Source organism: Lentibacillus persicus, assembly GCF_900112705.1.
Classification (GTDB): domain Bacteria; phylum Bacillota; class Bacilli; order Bacillales; family Amphibacillaceae; genus Lentibacillus; species Lentibacillus persicus.
The window spans coordinates 101,027-121,571 of sequence record NZ_FOMR01000006.1 but is presented as its reverse complement, the minus strand read 5'-3'; the positions used below and the strand labels follow the sequence as shown (position 1 = coordinate 121,571).

19 protein-coding genes, 1 other RNA gene and 1 riboswitch are annotated in these 20,545 nt (G+C 41.8%); of the genes, 15 read left to right on the top strand and 5 right to left on the bottom strand.

Going from position 1 to position 20,545, the window contains the following annotated elements:
• Positions 1–107 precede the first annotated feature (107 nt).
• From BMZ22_RS09520 to BMZ22_RS09480, 9 genes are all read left to right on the top strand, one after another.
• The gene (locus BMZ22_RS09520) at positions 108–2,156 is read left to right on the top strand and encodes a catalase (RefSeq protein ID WP_090084845.1); all 2,049 of its coding nucleotides are present in this window, start codon (positions 108–110) and stop codon (positions 2,154–2,156) included.
• A 186-nt stretch (positions 2,157–2,342) separates the two neighbouring features.
• Positions 2,343–2,708: a transfer-messenger RNA gene (gene ssrA / locus BMZ22_RS09515) on the top strand.
• Positions 2,709–3,212: 504 nt separating this feature from the next.
• Positions 3,213–4,265, top strand: a complete 1,053-nt coding sequence (locus BMZ22_RS09510; protein ID WP_090084843.1) for a M42 family metallopeptidase — start codon at positions 3,213–3,215, stop codon at positions 4,263–4,265.
• 167 nt (positions 4,266–4,432) lie between these two features.
• Positions 4,433–5,437 (top strand): LLM class flavin-dependent oxidoreductase, encoded by a 1,005-nt coding sequence (locus BMZ22_RS09505; RefSeq protein ID WP_090084841.1) that lies wholly within the window; start codon positions 4,433–4,435, stop codon positions 5,435–5,437.
• 218 nt (positions 5,438–5,655) lie between these two features.
• A complete protein-coding gene (locus tag BMZ22_RS09500; protein WP_090084839.1) occupies positions 5,656–6,006 on the top strand; it encodes a lmo0954 family membrane protein in 351 nt (116 codons plus the stop codon).
• 17 nt (positions 6,007–6,023) lie between these two features.
• A complete protein-coding gene (locus BMZ22_RS09495) occupies positions 6,024–6,653 on the top strand; it encodes a PspA/IM30 family protein (protein WP_090084836.1) in 630 nt (209 codons plus the stop codon).
• Between the two features lie 91 nt (positions 6,654–6,744).
• A complete protein-coding gene (gene liaF / locus BMZ22_RS09490; protein WP_090084834.1) occupies positions 6,745–7,473 on the top strand; it encodes a cell wall-active antibiotics response protein LiaF in 729 nt (242 codons plus the stop codon).
• Positions 7,470–8,513, top strand: a complete 1,044-nt coding sequence (locus BMZ22_RS09485; RefSeq protein WP_090084832.1) for a sensor histidine kinase — start codon at positions 7,470–7,472, stop codon at positions 8,511–8,513. Before liaF ends, BMZ22_RS09485 begins: the two co-directional genes overlap by 4 nt.
• Positions 8,506–9,135 (top strand): response regulator transcription factor, encoded by a 630-nt coding sequence (locus tag BMZ22_RS09480; RefSeq protein WP_090085062.1) that lies wholly within the window; start codon positions 8,506–8,508, stop codon positions 9,133–9,135. The genes BMZ22_RS09485 and BMZ22_RS09480 overlap by 8 nt, the downstream gene beginning before the upstream one ends.
• Before the next feature lie 26 nt (positions 9,136–9,161).
• Here the strand turns inward: BMZ22_RS09480 and BMZ22_RS09475 are convergent, their stop codons facing one another.
• Positions 9,162–10,181, bottom strand: a complete 1,020-nt coding sequence (locus BMZ22_RS09475; RefSeq protein WP_090085060.1) for an aromatic acid exporter family protein — start codon at positions 10,179–10,181, stop codon at positions 9,162–9,164.
• Between the two features lie 422 nt (positions 10,182–10,603).
• Between BMZ22_RS09475 and aceA the strand changes: the two genes are divergently transcribed.
• The 6 genes from aceA to BMZ22_RS09445 all read left to right on the top strand — a co-directional run bounded on the left by aceA (position 10,604) and on the right by BMZ22_RS09445 (position 17,395).
• On the top strand, positions 10,604–11,890 hold the full coding sequence (gene aceA / locus BMZ22_RS09470; RefSeq protein WP_090084830.1) for an isocitrate lyase: 1,287 nt from the start codon (positions 10,604–10,606) through the stop codon (positions 11,888–11,890).
• A 680-nt stretch (positions 11,891–12,570) separates the two neighbouring features.
• Complete coding sequence (locus tag BMZ22_RS09465) at positions 12,571–13,797, top strand: C40 family peptidase (protein ID WP_090084828.1); 1,227 nt, start codon at positions 12,571–12,573, stop codon at positions 13,795–13,797.
• Between the two features lie 299 nt (positions 13,798–14,096).
• Positions 14,097–15,596 (top strand): BCCT family transporter, encoded by a 1,500-nt coding sequence (locus BMZ22_RS09460; protein WP_090084825.1) that lies wholly within the window; start codon positions 14,097–14,099, stop codon positions 15,594–15,596.
• A gap of 68 nt (positions 15,597–15,664) precedes the next feature.
• Positions 15,665–15,758, top strand: a riboswitch (guanidine-I (ykkC/yxkD leader).
• Between the two features lie 112 nt (positions 15,759–15,870).
• A complete protein-coding gene (locus tag BMZ22_RS09455; protein WP_090085058.1) occupies positions 15,871–16,209 on the top strand; it encodes a DMT family transporter in 339 nt (112 codons plus the stop codon).
• Positions 16,206–16,520 (top strand): DMT family transporter, encoded by a 315-nt coding sequence (locus BMZ22_RS09450; protein WP_090084823.1) that lies wholly within the window; start codon positions 16,206–16,208, stop codon positions 16,518–16,520. The genes BMZ22_RS09455 and BMZ22_RS09450 overlap by 4 nt, the downstream gene beginning before the upstream one ends.
• A gap of 71 nt (positions 16,521–16,591) precedes the next feature.
• Positions 16,592–17,395 (top strand): VLRF1 family aeRF1-type release factor, encoded by an 804-nt coding sequence (locus BMZ22_RS09445; protein ID WP_090084821.1) that lies wholly within the window; start codon positions 16,592–16,594, stop codon positions 17,393–17,395.
• Positions 17,396–17,448: 53 nt separating this feature from the next.
• Here BMZ22_RS09445 and BMZ22_RS09440 read toward each other — a convergent pair whose 3' ends face one another.
• From BMZ22_RS09440 to BMZ22_RS09425, 4 genes are read right to left on the bottom strand one after another with little or no spacing between them, the layout of a single operon-like run.
• Positions 17,449–17,856 carry a Fur family transcriptional regulator gene (locus BMZ22_RS09440; protein WP_090084818.1) on the bottom strand — a complete coding sequence of 136 codons (408 nt, stop codon included), beginning with the start codon at positions 17,854–17,856 and terminating at the stop codon, positions 17,449–17,451.
• 7 nt (positions 17,857–17,863) lie between these two features.
• Entirely contained in the window at positions 17,864–18,718 is an 855-nt protein-coding gene (locus tag BMZ22_RS09435) for a metal ABC transporter permease (RefSeq protein ID WP_090084816.1), read from the bottom strand.
• A 16-nt stretch (positions 18,719–18,734) separates the two neighbouring features.
• Positions 18,735–19,490 (bottom strand): metal ABC transporter ATP-binding protein, encoded by a 756-nt coding sequence (locus BMZ22_RS09430; RefSeq protein ID WP_090084813.1) that lies wholly within the window; start codon positions 19,488–19,490, stop codon positions 18,735–18,737.
• The gene (locus BMZ22_RS09425) at positions 19,490–20,446 is read right to left on the bottom strand and encodes a metal ABC transporter solute-binding protein, Zn/Mn family (RefSeq protein WP_090084812.1); all 957 of its coding nucleotides are present in this window, start codon (positions 20,444–20,446) and stop codon (positions 19,490–19,492) included. The genes BMZ22_RS09430 and BMZ22_RS09425 overlap by 1 nt, the downstream gene beginning before the upstream one ends.
• Between the last annotated feature and the right edge of the window lie 99 nt (positions 20,447–20,545).

Below are 20,545 nucleotides of genomic sequence, written 5' to 3'. Positions count from 1 at the left end.
TGAAATAGTCATGGTGAATCCTCCTTGGATAATGTTTGCCGCCCCTGTCTGGCGGGTAGAGCTTTGAGAAGCTTTTAAACATTATCATTCAAGGAGGATTCTCTGTTATGTCTGATGAACATAAAGTCAACGGCGGCAAAAGCAAGGATGAACAGCTTGAGAAGTTTCGCAGCGATGAACGCGATAAACATATGACGACGAACCAGGGGTTGAAAGTTTCCGAGGATGAGTTTTCATTAAAAGCAGGTGAACGCGGCCCCACGTTAATGGAGGATTTTCATTTCCGGGAGAAAATGACTCATTTTGATCATGAACGCATCCCCGAAAGAGTCGTCCACGCTCGGGGCTATGGTGCTCATGGGGAGTTTGAGCTCTACAAATCGATGAAACCTTACACAAAAGCAAACTTTTTACAGGAGCCTGGCTCAAAAGTTCCTGTATTTGTCAGGTTTTCAACGGTTGCCGGCTCGAAAGGATCACCGGATATCCCGCGGGACGTGCGCGGATTTGCAACCAAATTTTACACGGATGAAGGGAACTTTGACCTGGTCGGTAATAATATGCCAGTCTTTTTCATCCAGGACGGCATTAAATTTCCTGATCTGATTCATGCCGTGAAACCTGAGCCGGATACTGGCTACCCCCAGGCAGCATCGGCCCATGACACATTCTGGGATTTTATTGCGAACAACCAGGAGTCAGCACACATGATGATGTGGCTTATGTCGCCACGGGCAATACCGAGGAATCTAAGAATGATGGAAGGTTTCGGTGTCCACACGTTCCGTTTCGTGAATGAAGAAGGAAAGGCACATTTTGTGAAATTCCATTGGAAACCAACGCTTGGCGTTCATTCAACTGTTTGGGATGAAGCACAGAAAATAAACGGCAAAGACCCTGATTTCACTCGCAGGGATATACATGAATCAATTGAAAATGGCGACTACCCGGAATGGGAGCTCGGTGTCCAGATTGTTCCCGAAGAAGATGAATTTAAATTTGATTTTGATGTGCTTGATCCAACCAAAATCTGGCCAGAAGAGGATGTGCCGGTAGAAATTATTGGAAAGATGACGTTGAACCGAAATGTGGACAATGTATTTGCAGAAACTGAACAAGTGGCATTTCATCCAGGCCATGTCGTACCGGGAATTGATTTCACAAACGATCCGTTGCTGCAAGGGCGTTTGTTCTCTTATACAGATACTCAGCTGATACGATTGGGCGGACCTAACTTTCATGAACTTCCGATTAACCGGCCGGTTTGCCCGTTCCATAATAATCAGCGTGATGGCTATGGAAGACAAACGATCAATGTCGGAAAAACCAGCTATCATAAAAACTCGCTTGCAAAAAATCACCCAAGACCGGCGTCTGAAGAAGAAGGCGGCTATGTGCATTACCAGGAGAAAGTTGAAGGGCGTAAGGTGCAGGCCAGAAGTGAAAGCTTTAAGGATCATTTTTCGCAAGCAGCCATGTTTTATAACAGCATGAGCGACCCGGAAAAGAAGCATATCGAAGAAGCGTTCAGTTTTGAACTCGGAATGGTTGAGGACAAAGATATCAGACAACAGGTTGTGGACATGGTGTCTAATATCGATTTGTCCCTGTCTCAAGCAGTAGCCGAAAATATTGGTGTTGATGCGCCTGCAGAGGGCGGAAATGATTATAAAAAGATTTCGCCTGCTCTCAGTCAGGAAAACACCACCCACAAAGCCGATACACTGAAAATTGCTGTTGTGCTTGATGAAGGGTTTGATGGTGATGCCGTGAAAAAAACGCTGGAGGGCTTAAAAGATAACCACACTTATCCTGTTATTGTCAGCAAATCCCTCGGCCGACTGAAAGGAGCAGACGGCACCGAAATTGAAGCAACAGCAACATTTGACACAGGTGATCCGGTTCTGTTTGATGCCTTGTATGTCGTCGGCGGCTCAGAAATGGATAATGCCTTTAAGCGCCAGGCAGGCTATATGGTACACGAAATGTTCAACCATTATAAACCAATTGGTGCGACCGGCACTGGCAGAAAGCTGCTGGAAAGCGCAAATGTCAGCGGTGAACCAGGTGTTGTGCAGGATGACATTCCGGAAAACTTCCTACCATCCTTTGTTGATGCTGTTGCAGCTCACCGGCATTGGGATCGTCAGGTTTAATAGCAGGAAACCGGAGAGCTGTTGAATGCAGCTCTCCGTCTATTGGATAGGTCACTTTTCGTAACGGTGTGCATTTATGCAGCCCTTGACTTTTACAGCTTTTTTGTTATAATAAAATATGTCGTGAGGACAGATAATTGAATTGATTGAGCTTGATCTGACCGAGCGTATTCTCCATCATTTTATGGGGACGTTACGGATTCGACAGGGATAGATCGAGCTCAGACTGCGCGTCGAGGTTACGGCTCGTAAAACGTTACTCGCTAAATATAAACGGCGAAAAAGAACAAACTCCTGCTTTAGCAGCTGCCTAAGCACTGACTAAAGCGATCCTTCCTGCTATCGCCCGTGTGGCAGATTGAAGGGTCTCAAATGAAGCGGGCTATTCCGCCATCCACCGTCTGAGGATGACGGCAGAACCTAATCAGACTAGCTGCCGGTAAGCCTGTTGGCAGGCTGAACGGTATGCGAATGACAATATGTCAACTATGCGTGTAGATGTCTGAGTGGCGATATCTCTGGACGTGGGTTCGATTCCCACCGTCTCCACCAATACATATGTTGGTGGTTTTTTTGTGCACTTTATGACATCGTATTCGGTGTACAAATAAGCAAATTGTGGTATAATAAAGTCAGAAAGACATAGCATATTTAAAAACCGCCTCATGTATGCGCATGAGACGGTTTCCAATAGACCAACCCCGACAAGAGGGGTTTGGCACATTAGGAAACATAATCCCTCAGTGCTTGGCTAATTAGCGAATGAGGGATTATTTTTTATGGTTGTCTGACATAATAAACGCTATTAACATCCCAAAGGATATCATTAGCGTCAATACAGTCTCCACAGCCATAGGCATCACCTCCTTTTTGGGAAAACTCCCTAAAGGAAGGCGCCTAACCCCTCATGCGAAGCCAATCTATTGTCCATTCATTATAACATATTTTTACTTTTTATTTGCCAACAATATCATTAATTGAGTGTGATACACTTTATGATTTGGATTCTGAGGTATGTTAAGATTATTAAAATCTATAATAAAGGGGCGAATAATCATGACTGGCTACCCAAACACCACCGAAACTAAAGAACTGATAAAGAACATTGTCACAATTCCGAGTCCATCGGGCTTTACCGAAAAAGCCATTAAATTTGTTGAAGATCAGCTTAAAACGTTGCAGGTTGATACAAAACGGAACAATAAAGGCGGACTGATTGCAACGCTGCCCGGTGAAAATGACAATGCCCACCGGATGCTGACTGCGCATGTTGACACGCTTGGTGCAATGGTTAAAGAAGTCAAGAGCAATGGGCGTCTCCGTCTTGATTTGATCGGCGGCTTTAAGTATAACGCGATTGAAGGCGAATATTGTGACATACATACGTCTGACGGACACGTTTTCACCGGCACGATTTTGATGCACCAGACATCCGTACACGTTTATAAAGATGCAGGCGATGCTAAGCGCAATCAGGAGAATATGGAAATAAGAATTGACGCCAAAGTTAATAATGCTGAAGATGTTTATGAACTCGGAATTGAAGTGGGTGACTTTGTTTCATTTGATCCGCGTGTTCAAATGACAGGCAATGGGTTTATTAAATCCCGCCATTTGGATGATAAGGCAAGTGTTGGTATTTTATTACAGCTTATAAAAAGACTTAAGAAAGAAAACAAACAGCTTCCATATACAACGCACTTTCTTATTTCCAATAATGAAGAAATCGGCTATGGGGGGAATTCCAACATAACACCTGAGACGGTTGAATATTTAGCTGTAGACATGGGTGCGATGGGTGATGGCCAGACGACTGACGAATATACGGTGTCCATTTGTGTGAAAGATGCCAGCGGGCCATATCATTATGCACTTCGCCAAAACCTTGTGGAACTGGCAAAGTCAAACGGCATTGGCTATAAGTTGGACATATACCCATACTACGGCTCTGATGCATCAGCTGCTATTAGAGCCGGGAACGATATCGTGCATGGATTGATTGGTCCGGGCATTGACTCGTCGCATGCATATGAACGGACACACGAAACATCATTGGAAAACACCGAAAAGCTGCTATATCATTACGTGCTTTCAGATATGGTCAGTTAGTGAAAAGGAGCATGCAGTTTTGTGAAACAGAATTGTATGCTCCTTTTTTAATTTTATAAATGTCATTTACAGGTAACAGAATGCGAGCGGATAAATTCTTTTTTTCGTCACGACCAACTATAATGGGGTACAACAACAGCATTTTTTGGAAAGAGGGCATGTTTTAAATGAGACTTAGTATATTAGATCAGTCGCCTGTCTCCAGTGGAAAAACACCGAGGGAGGCGTTAAATGCTTCGGTTGAACTCGCAAGAGTGGGTGACGAACTGGGCTACACACGGTATTGGATTGCCGAGCACCATGATTTCACCGGTCTCGCCTGTCCTAATCCGGATGTCATGCTAGGAATTATCGGAGCCGCGACTGAGCGGATCCGAATTGGGGCAGGCGCAGTTTTGCTGCCGCACTACAAACCTTATAGAGTCGCTGAAACCTATAATTTACTGGCAACATTGTATCCAGGACGGGTTGATTTAGGGATTGGACGGGCCCCTGGAGGTTCGGCTGAAGCTTCGATTGCATTGTCCGGCAATTACCTGCAAAATGTGCGCAAAATGCCGGACAAACTGGATGAATTAATACGTTTTTTGCAACGTGATTTTAAAGAAAATGACATGTATGCAAAAATCAGTCCGACGCCTGTTCCTGATTTCTCACCACAGCCATGGATGCTTGGGACAAGTGAGAAGAGCGCGATTGCTGCTGCTGAGAAAGGGCTTCCGTATACATTTGGCTATTTCATGAGTGATCAGAAAGGGCCGGCTATTATGAGAACATATACCGAGAAATTTGCTGCGCAATATCCCGATAAAACGCCCGAAAAAATTGCTGCCGTTTCGGTTATATGTGCTGAAACGACCGAAGAAGCACGGGATTTGGCCTTAAGTAATCAATTGTGGTCTATTCAACGCGATAAAGGAGAAGGGGACGGAAAGGTTCCGACCGTTTCGGAAGCGAAAAATTATAATTACTCGGATGAAGAAAAAGAAAAGCTTCGACATATGACAAATAAACTGATCGTGGGAAATCCGCATGAAGTAAAAAAGCAGCTTGAACAATTACAACTGTCATACGATGTGGATGAATGGATGATCGTCACGATTACACATAGTTATGAAGCACGAAAAAATTCGTATGAATTGCTGGCAAAAGAAATGCTGAAAACGGACTAGACATGTTTAATAATGTATAACCGAATTATCGAAGGTATCCCATTCTTTCAGGGATACCTTTTTTAAATGTCAAGATTCATAAAAAAACGGCAGCAAACTGCTCATAAATGTCCGACTTTATGCCATACGCCTGAAGGCTTAGTTAAAAATATGGCGCTGGTTCATTATCGTGGAACCAATAACTCGATATGATAAATGTAAGAAAGGAGGTGAGATGTATGAAGAAGTTTTTGCTATTTATTGGAGGGTTACTGGCGTTTTTCATTTTACTGGCAAATCTTGGCCCGATGATAGTGCTGGGACTAAGTATTTGGCTCCTGTATGTGATCTTTAAACAGTTTATCAAAACCGATTCCACTCTAGGCAAAATTGGCTGGGTCATTGCCGGATTGATTGTCATAGGAATTGGATTATCCAACCTTTATGCAGTGCTTGGTGTTGCAGCGGCATACGCGTTATACCTCATTTATAAAAGTTGGCGAAATGACGATCCAGTAGGGCCGTTGAAGGAAGATAATGATCCATTTCAAAACTTTGAGCGTCAGTGGGCAGAAATTAATCGATTATAACAGAAGGAGTGTTTTAGATGTCAAATATTTGGACTCGAATGAAAGATACTGTTTCAGCGGATCTTCATAATATGCTGGATCAAAAAGAGCAAAAAAACCCACTTGCATCACTCAATCAATATTTGCGTCAGAGTGAGCAGGAAAAAGAAAAAGTACGGAAGCTTGTCGAACGTCAATACAGATTGAAAGATGAGTTTACAAGGGAGTATCAAAAGGCTCAGGACATGGCCGATAAGCGTCTGGAACAGTCCGGAATCGCTGAAAAAGCCGGTGAAGAAGAGATGCGTGCATTCGCTGTAAAAGAACATGAAGAATATCAAGCACGTGCAGATCGTATGAAGACTTCCCGAGAAGAAGCACTCAGCCAGCTGGAAACATTGGAACAGAAATATGAAGAAATGAAACATAAACTGAAAGATATGCAACTGCGCCGGATGGAATTAATGGGACGCGAAAATGTGGCACACGCCAATCACCAAATCAGTCAAGTCATTGAAGATACATCAGATAAACTTTTCTCCCGCTTTGAGGAGTTGGAACAGTATATTGAAGGGATTGAGTACAAAGTAAATAGTTCCTATTATCGCAGCACATTCGACAGCAAAATTGCCAAGCTCGAAAAAGAGATGAAGGAACAGGCGAATTAATTGTTTCATTCAGTAAGTCTTTGAAACATGATATACTGAACAGGCGCAGTGTTCTGCGTCTATTCTACATATAAAGAAAGGGGATCACTTCATGAGCAGACGTTTGTCGACCGATACATTTAACTGGATATTGATCGTTGGAGTGATCCTTTTTGTCATAGAAGTTGCGTTTTTCCATGGCGGAATGATTGTTTCAGCGATATTCTCAGGATTTCTTGTCTATATTGGTTGGAAAAAATTCACGCAATTGTGGGCTAAGATTTTATTCTGGCTCGGTGTTGTCGGGCTTGTGTTCGCTATTTTGAATATGCTGGCGGTCCGCTTTCTGATTTTAGCAGCAATTGTTATATTTCTTATTAATTATTCAAAATCAAAGCAGGAAGCAGAACATATACAACCTGAACTCCCCCATGACTTTGTTGATGTGGATGAGGTCATTCAGCTGGAACCGTTGTTTGATGCTAACGTTTTTGGTGACCAGCATACTTCGGAAGCATCCTATCAGTGGCGGGATGTCAATATTCATGGAATATTCGGGGATCGTATAATTGATCTAAGCAACACCGTTCTACCGAATGATACAGCGATTATTTCAATTCGTCATATGGTTGGAAACATCATTATTTATGTTCCTTACGAGGTGGAATTAAGCGTCCATCACAGTTCTATTTTTGGCCGGGCTCATATTTTGGGCAAGCATCATTGGAAACTGATGAATCAGTCGCTTTTATATCAAACAGAAAATTATGATACAACATTCCCAAGGGTGAAAATTGTTACATCATTGTTTTCCGGTGATATCGAGGTGAGACGGATATGAGCCCTATTTTACGGCATGTTTTCGCTGCGATATTATTCAGCTTATTGATAACTTTGGTGATGCTTGGTATAACGTTTGCGGTCTTTCCGCTTAATGACTGGGCACTTATCATGGAAAGCACCCTATATGATGTTCCGTTTTTCGTATTGGTTCCAAGCGTTCCGATTGTCGCCGGAGCAATTATTGGCATCACCACTGGGTGGTATTGGAGACAGCGGCTGCAGAGTGTTTCAAGGCATTTGGATGAAATTGAAAAAGGTGAGAAACTATCTGCCGATGATGAACCTTACAAAGAATTGGATAAAGTTCGGCGGCAGATGGAACAAATACAGGAAAAGATACGCTTACAGACTGAGAATGCCCAGCGATTAGCGAGCGAAAGAGCAGAGGATAGAGAAAAAAGTCTGCAGGAAATTGTTGTCCAGGAAAGAAACCGTCTGGCAAGGGAATTGCATGATTCAGTCAGCCAGCAGCTATTTGCAGCGTCGATGATGATGTCGGCTATCAATGAATCCAACCCTCCTGAAGATCCATCCATCAATAAACAGCTTCAAATGGTGGAGAAAATGATCCATCAGTCCCAGCTTGAGATGCGGGCATTGCTGCTTCATTTAAGACCTATCGCTTTAAAAGGGAGGTCACTGCAGGATGGTACCAGGGAACTGCTATCAGAACTGACGCAAAAGGTACCGATGAAAATTGATTCCAAGCTTGAAGAATTCCCGATTGATAAGGGTGTGGAAGATCAATTGTTTAGAATCGTACAGGAATCGGTTTCCAATACATTCAGACATGCCAAGGCAACGTCGCTGAATGTGATGCTTATCAGGCGTGATGAAATGATTATATTGCGCATCGCTGATGACGGTGTTGGTTTCGATACAGAAAACACAAGAACCAGCTCTTATGGGCTGCAAAATATGCATGAGCGGGCCTCTGAAATTGGCGGTACGTTTAAAGTGGTCAGCCTCCCGATGGAAGGCACACGAACGGAAGTAAAAGTGCCTGCTTTAAGGAAAGAGGGTGAAAATGTTGATTAATGTCTTGTTTGCTGACGATCATGAGATGGTCAGGATTGGTGTAACGGCCTATTTATCCGCCCAGTCCGATATCAATGTAACAGCTGAGGCTGATGATGGCGGAGAAGCTGTCCGGTTAGCTTTGGAATTGCGGCCGGATATCATTTTGATGGACCTGGTCATGAAGGAAATGGACGGGATTGAAGCGACAAAACAGATCATTGAACAATGGCCTGAGGCAAAAATTATTGTAGTCACCAGTTTTCTTGATGATGAAAAGGTTTACCCGGCGCTTGAAGCAGGCGCAATCAGTTATATGCTTAAGACATCAAAAGCAAGCGAGATTGCCAAAGCAATCAGGAAAACGTATGATGGCGAATCGATACTGGAGCCTGAAGTAACCGGTAAAATCATGAATCGTATGCGAAAAAAGCGTACCGACAATCTGCATGATCAGTTAACCAATCGTGAAATGGAAGTCCTCATGCTCGTTGCACAGGGAAAGACGAACCAGGAGATAGCAGAGGAGTTATTCATCGCTTTAAAAACGGTTAAAGTTCATATTAGTAACATACTGGGCAAACTGGAAGTCCAGGACCGCACACAAGCTGTTATATATGCATTTAAACATAATCTGGTTTAGTCGTTCATACAAAAAGCCACAAGTAATTATTGTGGCTTTTTGTAATAATTTTCGACAAGGTTATAAATAGATAAAAGTTCATAAAGGATTTTGAGTTCTGGCGGTAATTCATCGGGATATCTTTTTTTGGCGGTCGTAATGGCCTCTGTATCATCCCAAAAAATTTCAGTCAATCGGTTGAACTGTTTTCTGTGTTCTTGTAATTCAAATGCATTCGGATGTTTAAGTGATTGTGCCATAGCGGTTACAGCATTAGCGATATCCGATCGTTTTTCCGCTGGCCAATCGGTGATGTCGAATGATGAATAAACAAGATTTTCTATATGATAGTTGATAAATCGCAGCTGGATAAGGTGTTTCTGACTTTGCTCAAATTGTGTAAGGTCACTTCCAACAAGCGGATGATACTTAGACTCTTCTTTTTGAAAACGAATCAATTGTTCAGTCTGGCGAATCATTTTATCCAATTGGTCTGTAAGTTCCTGTTCAACGACCACTATTTGGTGCTGTTCATCGAGGATATCATGAAAAACTCGTTCGACAGCAATCCCGGAACGATAGGCTATTGTCTCCAGCCTATCTGCAATCTCTTTCGTATATTCAGGCGGGAGCATAAATAAATTGATTACTGTTGATACGCTTAGACCTATAGTTGTGGTCCCCAGCCGGATAAAAAAAGACATTAGGACATTGGTGTGAATCACTTCGACCATTGCAACAGAGGTTAATGTGGCAACAAGCAGACCGGCATGCAGCTTTAAACGGACACATGTGGCAATCGTGAACACAGCTGCTAATGCGTATGTCAGCGGTGAATGACCGAATAGCGTTATGAAAAGCACAGCATATGCTGAGCCGATTGCCGAAGCTGGAAACCGTATGATTCCTTTTTTAATTGAATCAGATACAGTGGGCTCAATTGTAACGATAGCTGTAATCACAGCAAAAACCGGCGGCCAGTCAAGTAGCTCGCAAATCCAGGCAGTGATAAAAATGGCGACCCCAGTCTTTACAACACGGCTTCCGGCCAGTTTAAAGTGCTTCATTAATTTCATCTCCACTTTGCTTCCTTCACGTATCCATTTTTCCAATAAAAAGGTGTATTTGCAAATTTTTTTATAAAAAATTAAAAAAGGGGTTGCATTTTTAAAAATTATTCAATAGACTGTATTATAACAATTAAATAAATTATTGGTTCTGTTGTATAAAAGAAAGGAGGTTTTCAATATGAAAATGCCAACTTGTCCGGAATGTGGAAAGCGGGTGGATCATCACAGTTACACGCTGGAATGTGATTATTGTTTGTCAAAGAAGGAAGAGTAATTTTTTTTAGCTACCTTGTTATATAACAATGTTTATTTAATTTAATTGTATTATAACAAAACTGTTAAACGTGTCGGCAGCGAGATTAATTGCCAAACAACAAAGGGGAATAATTTAATTATTATAATAAAAGGGGAGACGTTTCATGGATCGAAAAACACGGATTGAAGGAATAAAGAATGAATGGGAAAATGATTTGCGGTGGGTCGGAGTTGAACGCCCCTATTCTGCGGAGGATGTTGACCGGTTAAGAGGTTCCATCGATATTGAACATACACTTGCCAAAAAGGGCGCTGAAAAATTATGGCATCTCGTTAATAATGAAGATTACGTAAATGCGCTGGGAGCATTAACGGGCAACCAAGCGGTTCAGCAAGTTAAAGCAGGTCTGCAGGCGATTTACTTGAGCGGATGGCAGGTAGCTGCGGATGCTAACCTTGCCGGTCAAATGTATCCGGACCAAAGCCTGTACCCGGCGAACAGCGTGCCGAATGTTGTGAAACGGATTAACCAGTCACTGCAGCGTGCAGACCAGATTCATCATGCTGAAGGTGATGATTCGATTGACTGGTTTGCACCGATCGTGGCCGATGCCGAAGCCGGGTTTGGCGGCCAATTGAATGTTTTTGAATTAATGAAGGCAATGATCGAGTCTGGTGCCTCGGCGGTCCATTTTGAAGATCAGTTGTCATCCGAAAAGAAATGCGGCCATTTGGGGGGGAAAGTATTGCTGCCGACCCAGACCGCTGTCAGGAATCTGATTTCAGCACGGTTAGCAGCAGATGTAATGGGAACACCGACACTTATAATTGCTCGAACAGACGCCAATGCGGCTGATATGATCACAAGTGATCTTGACCCATATGATACGCCATTTATAACAGATGAGCGGACAGCAGAAGGATTTTTCCGCACCAATGCAGGCATTGATCAGGCGATTGCCCGTGGAATTGCTTATGCGCCATATGCTGATATGATTTGGTGTGAAACGTCTGAACCAAACTTGGAAGAAGCGCAGAAGTTTGCCGATGCTATTCATGAAAAATACCCAAATAAATTGCTTGCCTACAATTGTTCACCTTCGTTTAACTGGAAGCAAAAGCTTTCTGATGACGAAATAGCTGACTTTCAGCGCGAATTGGGTAAAATGGGCTACAAGTTCCAATTTGTAACATTGGCAGGCTTCCATGCACTGAATCATAGTATGTTTGATTTAGCAAGAAAATATAAAAAAGAGGGCATGAAAGCTTATTCGGAATTGCAACAAAACGAATTTGCAAGTGAAACATATGGCTACACTGCCACACGGCACCAACGGGAAGTCGGAACTGGTTATTTTGATGAAGTGGCACAGGTTATCTCAGGGGGCACATCATCGACCGGAGCCTTAGCGGGATCAACCGAAACAGAACAATTTGCCAAACAACGATAAAATAGAGTCTGTGAAACGAGGCTGGGACAAAACTTATATTCACAGTATAAAGGACGAACGATAAATAAAGGTTAGCGGAGGAAATATGCGTAGACTCCTGCGGGAAGAGAGGCATAGGTGAGACAACGAAGTGCCTTGGCACGAGTTGGCTCACCAGCCGCCCGCGGAAAGCGAAGCATATTTCCGGAGCGGTGGATCCCGCTCCCTATCCTAATAATCGTTCGTCTTTTTAATTGCTTTAACCCTTTTGTCCCAGCCTCGTTTTTTTGTGGTATGACATGAGAAAATGTCGGTTTATACGGATTAAAATTCACTTTATGACACTTGTAACATTTATGAAATATTTATAAACATAACTAGATTTGAGAGAAAAATGTGATGAGGACGGGGTTTTTATGTAGAAAACAGGAGAAAAATGTTGGGTTAAAGGGAATTGGTAAAATTATGAAAACTTAATTAAACGGTGGTGTTGAGGCATTGACATTGTTTCAGTCAGGAAAAATATTAATCTACATTTGAAATAAAATTGTAATCTTTCTATTATATGCATGTCATTTTATGTTGTTATAATGCTAAGTGCCTAAAGAAATTAAATACATAATAGATAAATTATACTACCGCAGAAATAAAGTGCTGATTGAAACGTACAAAATGCGGTTGGGAATTCGGGGGAATACATAGTGAGAAAAACAGTCAGAGCTACAGTTGCTGCAAGTACAATTTTGTTTGGAAGTCTGTTTTTGGCAGATTCGGTTCATGCCGAAACATTACAGGATGTAAAGGATGAACGTGCAGAAGTTCAGGGGAATCTGTCAGATGCAGAATCTAAAATAGCTGATGTAATGGTAGAATTAGAAGAATTAAATGAAAAAATCGAATCTGTTAATAATGCCCTTGATGAAAACAAACAAAAAATGAATGAAACAAAAGAAAATATATCGAATACGGAAGAAGAAGTAACTGCTCTTGAAGAAGAAGTCAAAACACTTCAGGAAAAAATTGAAGAACGTAAGGAAATTTTGAAAGAACGCATCGTTTCATTACAAAAGACCGGCGGCGATATCAGTTATATAGAAGTAATCTTCGGTTCTAAAAGTTTCGGTGAGATGATCAGCCGGTTATCGGCTGTATCAAAAATTGCTGAGTCTGATGAAAAGTTGATGAAACAGCAGCAAGCAGATAAAGCTGAAGTCGAAGAGAAAAAGCAAGCTAAAGAAGAGAAGCTTGCAGGCCTCAAGGATATGAAAGTGGAACTTGAAGGCATGAAGGATAAATTCACGGAACAGAAAGAACAAAATGAAAAAGATAAACAAAAGCTTAAGGAAAAAAAGCAGGATTTGAATGCTATGAAAGCAGAACTTGAAAATAAAGACAGCAGTCTTGCTGCTGTGGAAAGCCAGCTTAAAGAGCGTCGTAACAGTTCAAATGCTGAATCGGCTTCATCCAATTCTGCTGCCGCAGCCTCCAGCTCATCTTCTAATTCATCTTCTTCTAATGATGGTGAACTTAAACAGTTGAGCAAGTCGAGCAGTAATGGAGGCGGGAACCATAGTTCTGCTATAAGCGCCGGTTATACTCAGACTGGAACCCCTTATGTATTTGGTGGTAAAAGTACAGGCGGTTTTGACTGCTCAGGGTTTGTGTCATGGGCATACGGTCAAGCAGGCGTCTCGCTACCGTCCAGCACTTCAGCTTTGCAGGGGGTCGGTTCACAGATTTCTTACAGCAGTGCTCAGCCTGGGGACTTAGTTTTCTTTAACACTTACAAAACGAATGGTCACGTGGGCATCTATCTTGGAAATGGCAAATTCCTTGGTGCTCAAAATAGCACTGGTGTTGCAGTTGCTGATATGACAAGCGGCTATTGGAAAGATAAGTTTGCCGGCCATGTACGCCGCGTTAACTAATTAAATATAAATAAAGCAAATGTATACTGCATTCCGAAGTCTGAATAAAATTTGACTTCCTGGATTGCAGTATATTTTTTGTGATTGTAACTGGAGTGAAGCACCCCTTTTAAGATGGTAAAAAAGACCGAATTACAAATGAAGCCTTTGTATAGTTAGAAAACAAACGGCAAAAAATGTATAATAAAAATCAAGATTTTCCAAATAAGTTTCATCAGCTACTGTCATTTTCGTGATTGCAAACTTATCTGGATAACAAATTTATCCTATTCCCTTGCCAGGCAAAGAAAGGAATTATTATGGAGAAACATACGTATAAGAATCCGGTATTTTTTATATCAGCAATTACTGTAGGATTATTAGTCTTAGCAGGAGCGCTTTTTACTGATACCTTTAAAGCGGTTGCTGACACATTGTTTAGTTTTACCACAATCAATTTTGGCTGGTTTTATTTGCTTGCAGTTTTCATTTTTGTCATCTTTTTAGTCGCACTCTCATTGACGAAATACGGGAAAATTCGACTTGGTCCAAAAAGTTCCCGTCCGGAATACCCATTTTTTACATGGATTGGCATGCTGTTTTCTGCTGGATTTGGTGCCGGTTTAGTGTTCTGGGGAGTGGCAGAGCCGATGAGTCACTTTTTCGAGACGCCCTTCGCCGACATCGAGGCGCAGACCGAAGAAGGTGCTCGAGTAGCTATGGGCTATGCCTTTTTCCATTGGGGCGTCAGCCAATGGTCCGTGTTTGCTGTGGTGGGGTTAATTATTGCCTTCCTGCAGTTTAAAAAAGAACAGAAAGGACTTATTTCAACAGCCATTGAGCCGGTTGTAGGAAGCAATCGAATGTTGGGTGGTACGATTGATACACTCGCAGTTATTGCAACCGTTATGGGGGTTGCAACGTCACTTGGTCTGGGAATCTCCCAGATGAATGGCGGTTTAAAAAGTGTTTTTGGCATCCCGAATTCAATTTCAATCCAAATGATAATTGCAGCCGTTATGCTGATGACCTATTTGCTTTCATCGAGTACAGGGTTAAACCGGGGTATTAAATGGCTCAGTAATTTGAACCTTGGTTTATGCTTGCTGCTGCTTGTATTTGTATTTGTCGCCGGACCAACTGTTTTCATTTTGGATACATTTGTTTTAGGCTTGGGGGATTATATTTCGAATTTCATCAGCTATAGCTTCCGATTGACGCCATATTCCGGTGAAACGTGGGTCACTGAATGGACGATTTTTTATTGGGCATGGTCAACAGCTTGGTCCCCGTTTGTGGGCGCTTTTGTCGCTCGTGTATCAAAAGGCCGGACAATACGCGAATTTGTTTTTGGTGTTTTGGTCGTACCGCCGGTTATCGCCTGTTTGTGGATAGCGGCGTTTGGGGGAACAGCTATTTACAGTGATTTATTTAATGGCACACAAATTGCTGAAGCGGTGAATGCTGATATGACTGTCGCCTTGTTCGAAACATTTGGCGATTTGCCAATGACAAATGTTCTGTCTATCCTGGCTATTTTCCTTATTTTCACATTTCTCGTCACATCGGCGGACTCAGCAACTTATATATTGGGAAGCATGACCTCCAGAGGCAGTCTTAACCCAGCATTAACAGTAAAAGTTATCTGGGGCGTTCTTATTACCGCTATTGCGGTCGTTCTCTTGTTTGCGGGGGGATTGAATGCATTACAGACTGCATCGCTTACATCCGCTTTGCCATTCACGATTATATTACTTGTAATTGTCGTTTCGTTTATTCGTATGGTTAAAAAGGAACAGATTCCCAAGAAAGGCGAATAAGCAACGGCGTGAAATGAGAGTGTTGCTTAAATTGACGAAAGGACCGCAAAAGTGTATACTGCGGGTAATAAAAGGTTTTCTAGGGTTCCGCAGTTAAAAACTGGTCTGGTCCGAGAGAAAACGCACGGCAAGTGTACACGGCGGGACAAAAGCCCGGGAGGATATCTGTATAATGATATTCTCCCGGGCTTTTTTGTCTTTTTATTCAGCCGATAAGATGGAGCGGGAGCTGGATGTTATTGTCAGATGATTTGGAAGGATAAGGGTGATGAAAATGAATAAAAGCTGGAATATTTTATTCTTGGCCGGACTGTTTGAAATCGGTTGGGTTGTTGGATTGAAACATGCGGACAGCATTCCAGCCTGGATTCTGACAGCCATTGCTATTTATCTTAGCATGCACTTATTGGTTGTCGCTTCCCAAAAGCTCCCGGTAGGTACAGCCTATACTGTGTTTGCCGGCATGGGAGCAACAGGAACTGTCATATTGGAAATCGCAGTATTTAATGAACCGTTTCGTTTGGTTAAAATTTTACTCATCTTATTGTTGCTATGCGGTGTGATTGGGCTAAAACTTGTGACAGATGAACAGGCAGGTGAACGGGACAAATGAGTTGGGTTTATTTAATCATTGCCGGAGTAGGTGAAGTTTTCGGTGTTATGGGGATTAATAAAGTTAATCAGAAAAAAAGTGTTCTTTCATTCACTTGGCTGATTGGCGGTTTTTTATTCAGCTTCTTATTTTTAACATTGGCAATGGAAGATCTTCCAATGGGTACAGCGTACGCCGTTTGGACAGGAATTGGAACAGCTGGCAGCGCCGTTTCAGGTATGGTATTTTATGGTGAATCAGCAGATTGGCGCCGCATTGTTTTTATCAGTATGATTATTGCTGCAGCAGTTGGTCTGAAACTGATCACCTAATATGTTTAGCTGTTGTCGTCTGCGGATAAATATAAATAGAGTTGCAATCTTGATTAAGGGAGTGCCTATCTATGAGTTTACGACAACAAATTAAACAACTTGAGAATGTAAGAAAAGAACAAGATAATAAAGTTTTGACAATGTATTTAAATACAGACCCTTCTGATGCAGAACAGCAGGGTGGCGAATGGAAAATACACCTGAAGAATGGCTTGCGTAATTTTGAAAGCTATTTAGAGGAAGATAATAATAAAGAAGAGCTTAAAAACTATCGAGAAGTTAAAGAAAAAGTAGAGAGATTTGTCCATAATAATCAGCAGCAATTTAAAAAAGGAATTATATTGTTTGCTACGGCAGATGAAGACGTTTGGTTTGCTGATCGATTTCAAATGCCCATTAAAACAGAATTTTATTGGGAAGAGGTTCCAAGACTTGAGCAATTGAAGGAGCTTGAAGAAACATATCCGAAGACAGGAATCATACTTGTACAAAAAGATGAGATTAAAATTATTGAGTCTCACCTAAATGAAGTGTTAGACACAGACCATTACAAGTTTGATCTTGATACAGAAAAATGGCGCCAGTTTACAGGACCGCATAAAGCGGATGCTTCAATGGGGTCCGGCGGCAAAAGTACCCAGCAGGACAAGTTCAACAACCGTTACGAGGCGAATAAGCAGCGCTGGTATAAAAGCATTGCACCGAAATTGGATAAAAGCGCCAAAGAGCAGGAATGGGAGAATATTTATGTGGTCGGTGAACCTGATGATGCCTCTGAATTGAAAGAAGAAATAAACAAACCAGTTACTGAACTGATTCAAAAAAACCTGCTTGACCACGAAGAATCAAAAGTACTTGAGGAAATATTTGGTTAATCGACTTATAAAAAAGGCTTCTTAAATGGAAGCCTTTTTTAATGAGCAGGTTGTTACTGGCATGCTGGACATAAGCCGTATATCTCAAATTTATGGTCTTGGATTGCATAATTGCCAAGTGAACGCTGTACTTCCTCCATAGGGCAGATTTCCAATTCTTTTGTTTTGCCGCAATCGTTACAGATGAAATGGTGATGGTGGTAAGGTGTACAACTGAAACGAAAATGCTTTTCACCGTTTAATTCAGTTGTTTCCAGTACTCCAACTTCATGAAATAAATGAAGGTTACGATAAACGGTATCAAAACTAATGCCTTCATATAAAGATTCCAAATAGGCAATAAGGTCTTTTGCCGTGCGGTAGCCATTAGCTTCAGCAAAAAACATGAGTATATCCTTTCGTTTGGCGGTTGTCTTGTAACCTTTATCTTTAATCTGTCGGATAGCTTCATTGAGTTCCATTAAGTCTTCACCTTCCTTCAGAGTCATTTTTAAGTGACTTCGTTGAATAGTGCTTGATACCAATTGTCAGGAGAAGTATGGCGATGGAGACCATCACAATGGTTCCGCCTGGCGGAATACTGAAATAATAGCCGGATATCAGTCCTATAATAACAGCTGTTTCACCAAATATAATTGAAAAAATGATCATATGCTTGAAACCCCGGGCTATGCGCATACTTGCAGCTACAGGTAACGTCATCAGAGCAGAGACGAGCAATACACCAACCACTCGGATGGAGGCAGCAATGACCAGCGCTGTCAGTACAATAAACAGCAAATGAATCCTTTTGGCATGAATTCCTGAGACAACAGCATGTTCTTCATCGAAAGATAATGTGACCAGTTCTTTATAAAATAGCCCTATACCTAAAATGATAACTGCCGTGATTCCCAGTATCGAATAAAAATCCGTTTCACTGACTGCGGAAACCGATCCGAATAAATAATTAAACAAATCAGTATTGAATCCATCGGCAAGCGCGATAAAAATAACACTCAGACCCACGCCACCCGATAATATAATCGGAATAGCAAGCTCCTGATAAGCTTTGTATACACCACGCAATTTTTCAATAAAGATGGAGCCAATAACAGAAAAACCCATTCCGCTATAAAGCGGGGCTATCCCCAAAGCAAACTTCTTGTCAATAAACAGTCCGAAAGCAATTCCTGCGAGTGTCACATGGGATAAAGCATCAGCTATCAGTGATAGACGCCGAACTACAATAAAAGTGCCGAGCAATGGTGCGATAATCCCAATTAATAAACCAGTTAAAAATGTATGACGCAAAAAGTCGTACTCTAAAAAATCTGCCAGCATAATGTTTCCTCCATCGTTAATGGCTGTGTGTCACGATATTGACGGGGTGGCCGTAAAACTGTGATAAATCATCGTTTGTCAGCGTCTTATATTCACTGGGATCTCCATGAAAGTGCAAAGTCCTGTTGAGGCAGACAAGGTCAGTCGCATGCTCCGTCATTGTGCCGGTATCGTGAGAGATAAGCAAAAGTGTTATATTTTTCTTTTCATTTAATTGATGCAGAAGATCGTAAAATTTTTTCACATTTTCCTGATCAACGCCGACAGTAGGTTCGTCCAAAATCAAAAGCTCGGGCTCGCTTACCAGTGAACGTGCAATAAACACACGCTGCTGCTGACCGCCTGACAGGCTGCCTATATTTTGATACGCGTACGCTTCCATGCCGACTTGCTTAATTGCTTCCATCACTTTTTGTTTGTGTGATGCTTTAAATGATTTCAAATAACCGATTTTACCCGTCAGTCCCATTGAGACCACCTCATAGACTGTTGCCGGGAACCCTTTATTGAACGAATTCGCTTTTTGGGATACAAATCCAATTTTACTCCAGTCTTTGAATTTTTGGATCGGTTTTCCAAAAAGGTTAATCGAGCCATTATCAGGTTTCATGAGACCGAGAATCAGTTTAATTAATGTTGTTTTGCCCCCGCCGTTGGGGCCGAGTACGCCCATAAAAGCGCCATGTGGGATTTCAAAGTTAATATCATGAAGAATGTTTTTGTTTTCGTAGGCGAAGCTGATATTTTTCATCGAAACGACTGGCTCTGTCATTACTCATCCCTCCTGGTTGTTGCCTGATCAAGCACTTCGAGATTTTTTTCCATTAATGAGATATAATCATCACCGCGTGTTATATCGGATTCGGTACGTGTGGCTAAATTATGGATTCTAAGACTTTTGGCACCGATTTGTTCTTGAATAATCTCTGTGATACGGTCCGAACTGTTTTGTTCAAAAAGAATATAATCGATGTCATGTTCTTTAGTCTGATCAATAATTGCGGTCAATTCTTTTTGTGAAGGCTCATCATTTGATGATAGCCCGTTGATTGCAATTTGTTCGATATTGTATCGTTGTTCCCAATAGCCATATGCAGCATGAGATACAACAATCTTTTTAGACACTTTGCTTTTAAGTGTTTCCTGGAATTTTTTATCCAGTTCGAGCAAATCATTCTTCAACGAATTAAAATTACTGTTGTATTGTTCGGTATCCTCAGGGTTTAATTCACTAAGTTGTTTTTTAATAATTTCAGCCATATCAATCATCCGTATTGGGTCAAGCCAAACATGCGGATTGTGATCGTGGTGGTGGCCATCTTCGGATTTATGATCATGGCTATGTTCACTGCTGTTACCTGAATCATGAAATAATGACTCATTAGCCCCGATTTCTATCAACGAAACTTCCTGAGATGCCAGAGCATCGGCAGCCGTTTCTGCAAATCCTTCCAGACCTGCTCCAAGGAAAATAAATGCGTCACCTTCTGCAATGGAAGTTATGTCTTTAGAAGAAGGTTCATAGGTGTGCGCGTCAACACCGGGCGGGTAAACCGATTCCGCCGTGACCGATTCACCGCCAATTTGTTCAACCGCGAATTGAATGGGGTAAACCGAGGTGTAAATTTTCAATTCAGCACTCGTCTCAGTGTCTTGAGTGTTTGAACTGCATCCGGCGACAATCACGGTAAATAGAATTAAAATTATTGTATAATAATATAGTTTCATTTTGTCTGTCCTTTCGACCTGGCTTGCGTGTAACTGGTTAACGTTTTGATTCTTATTCACTAATGTTATCGTAATGATTACGATTTGTAAATAGGAACG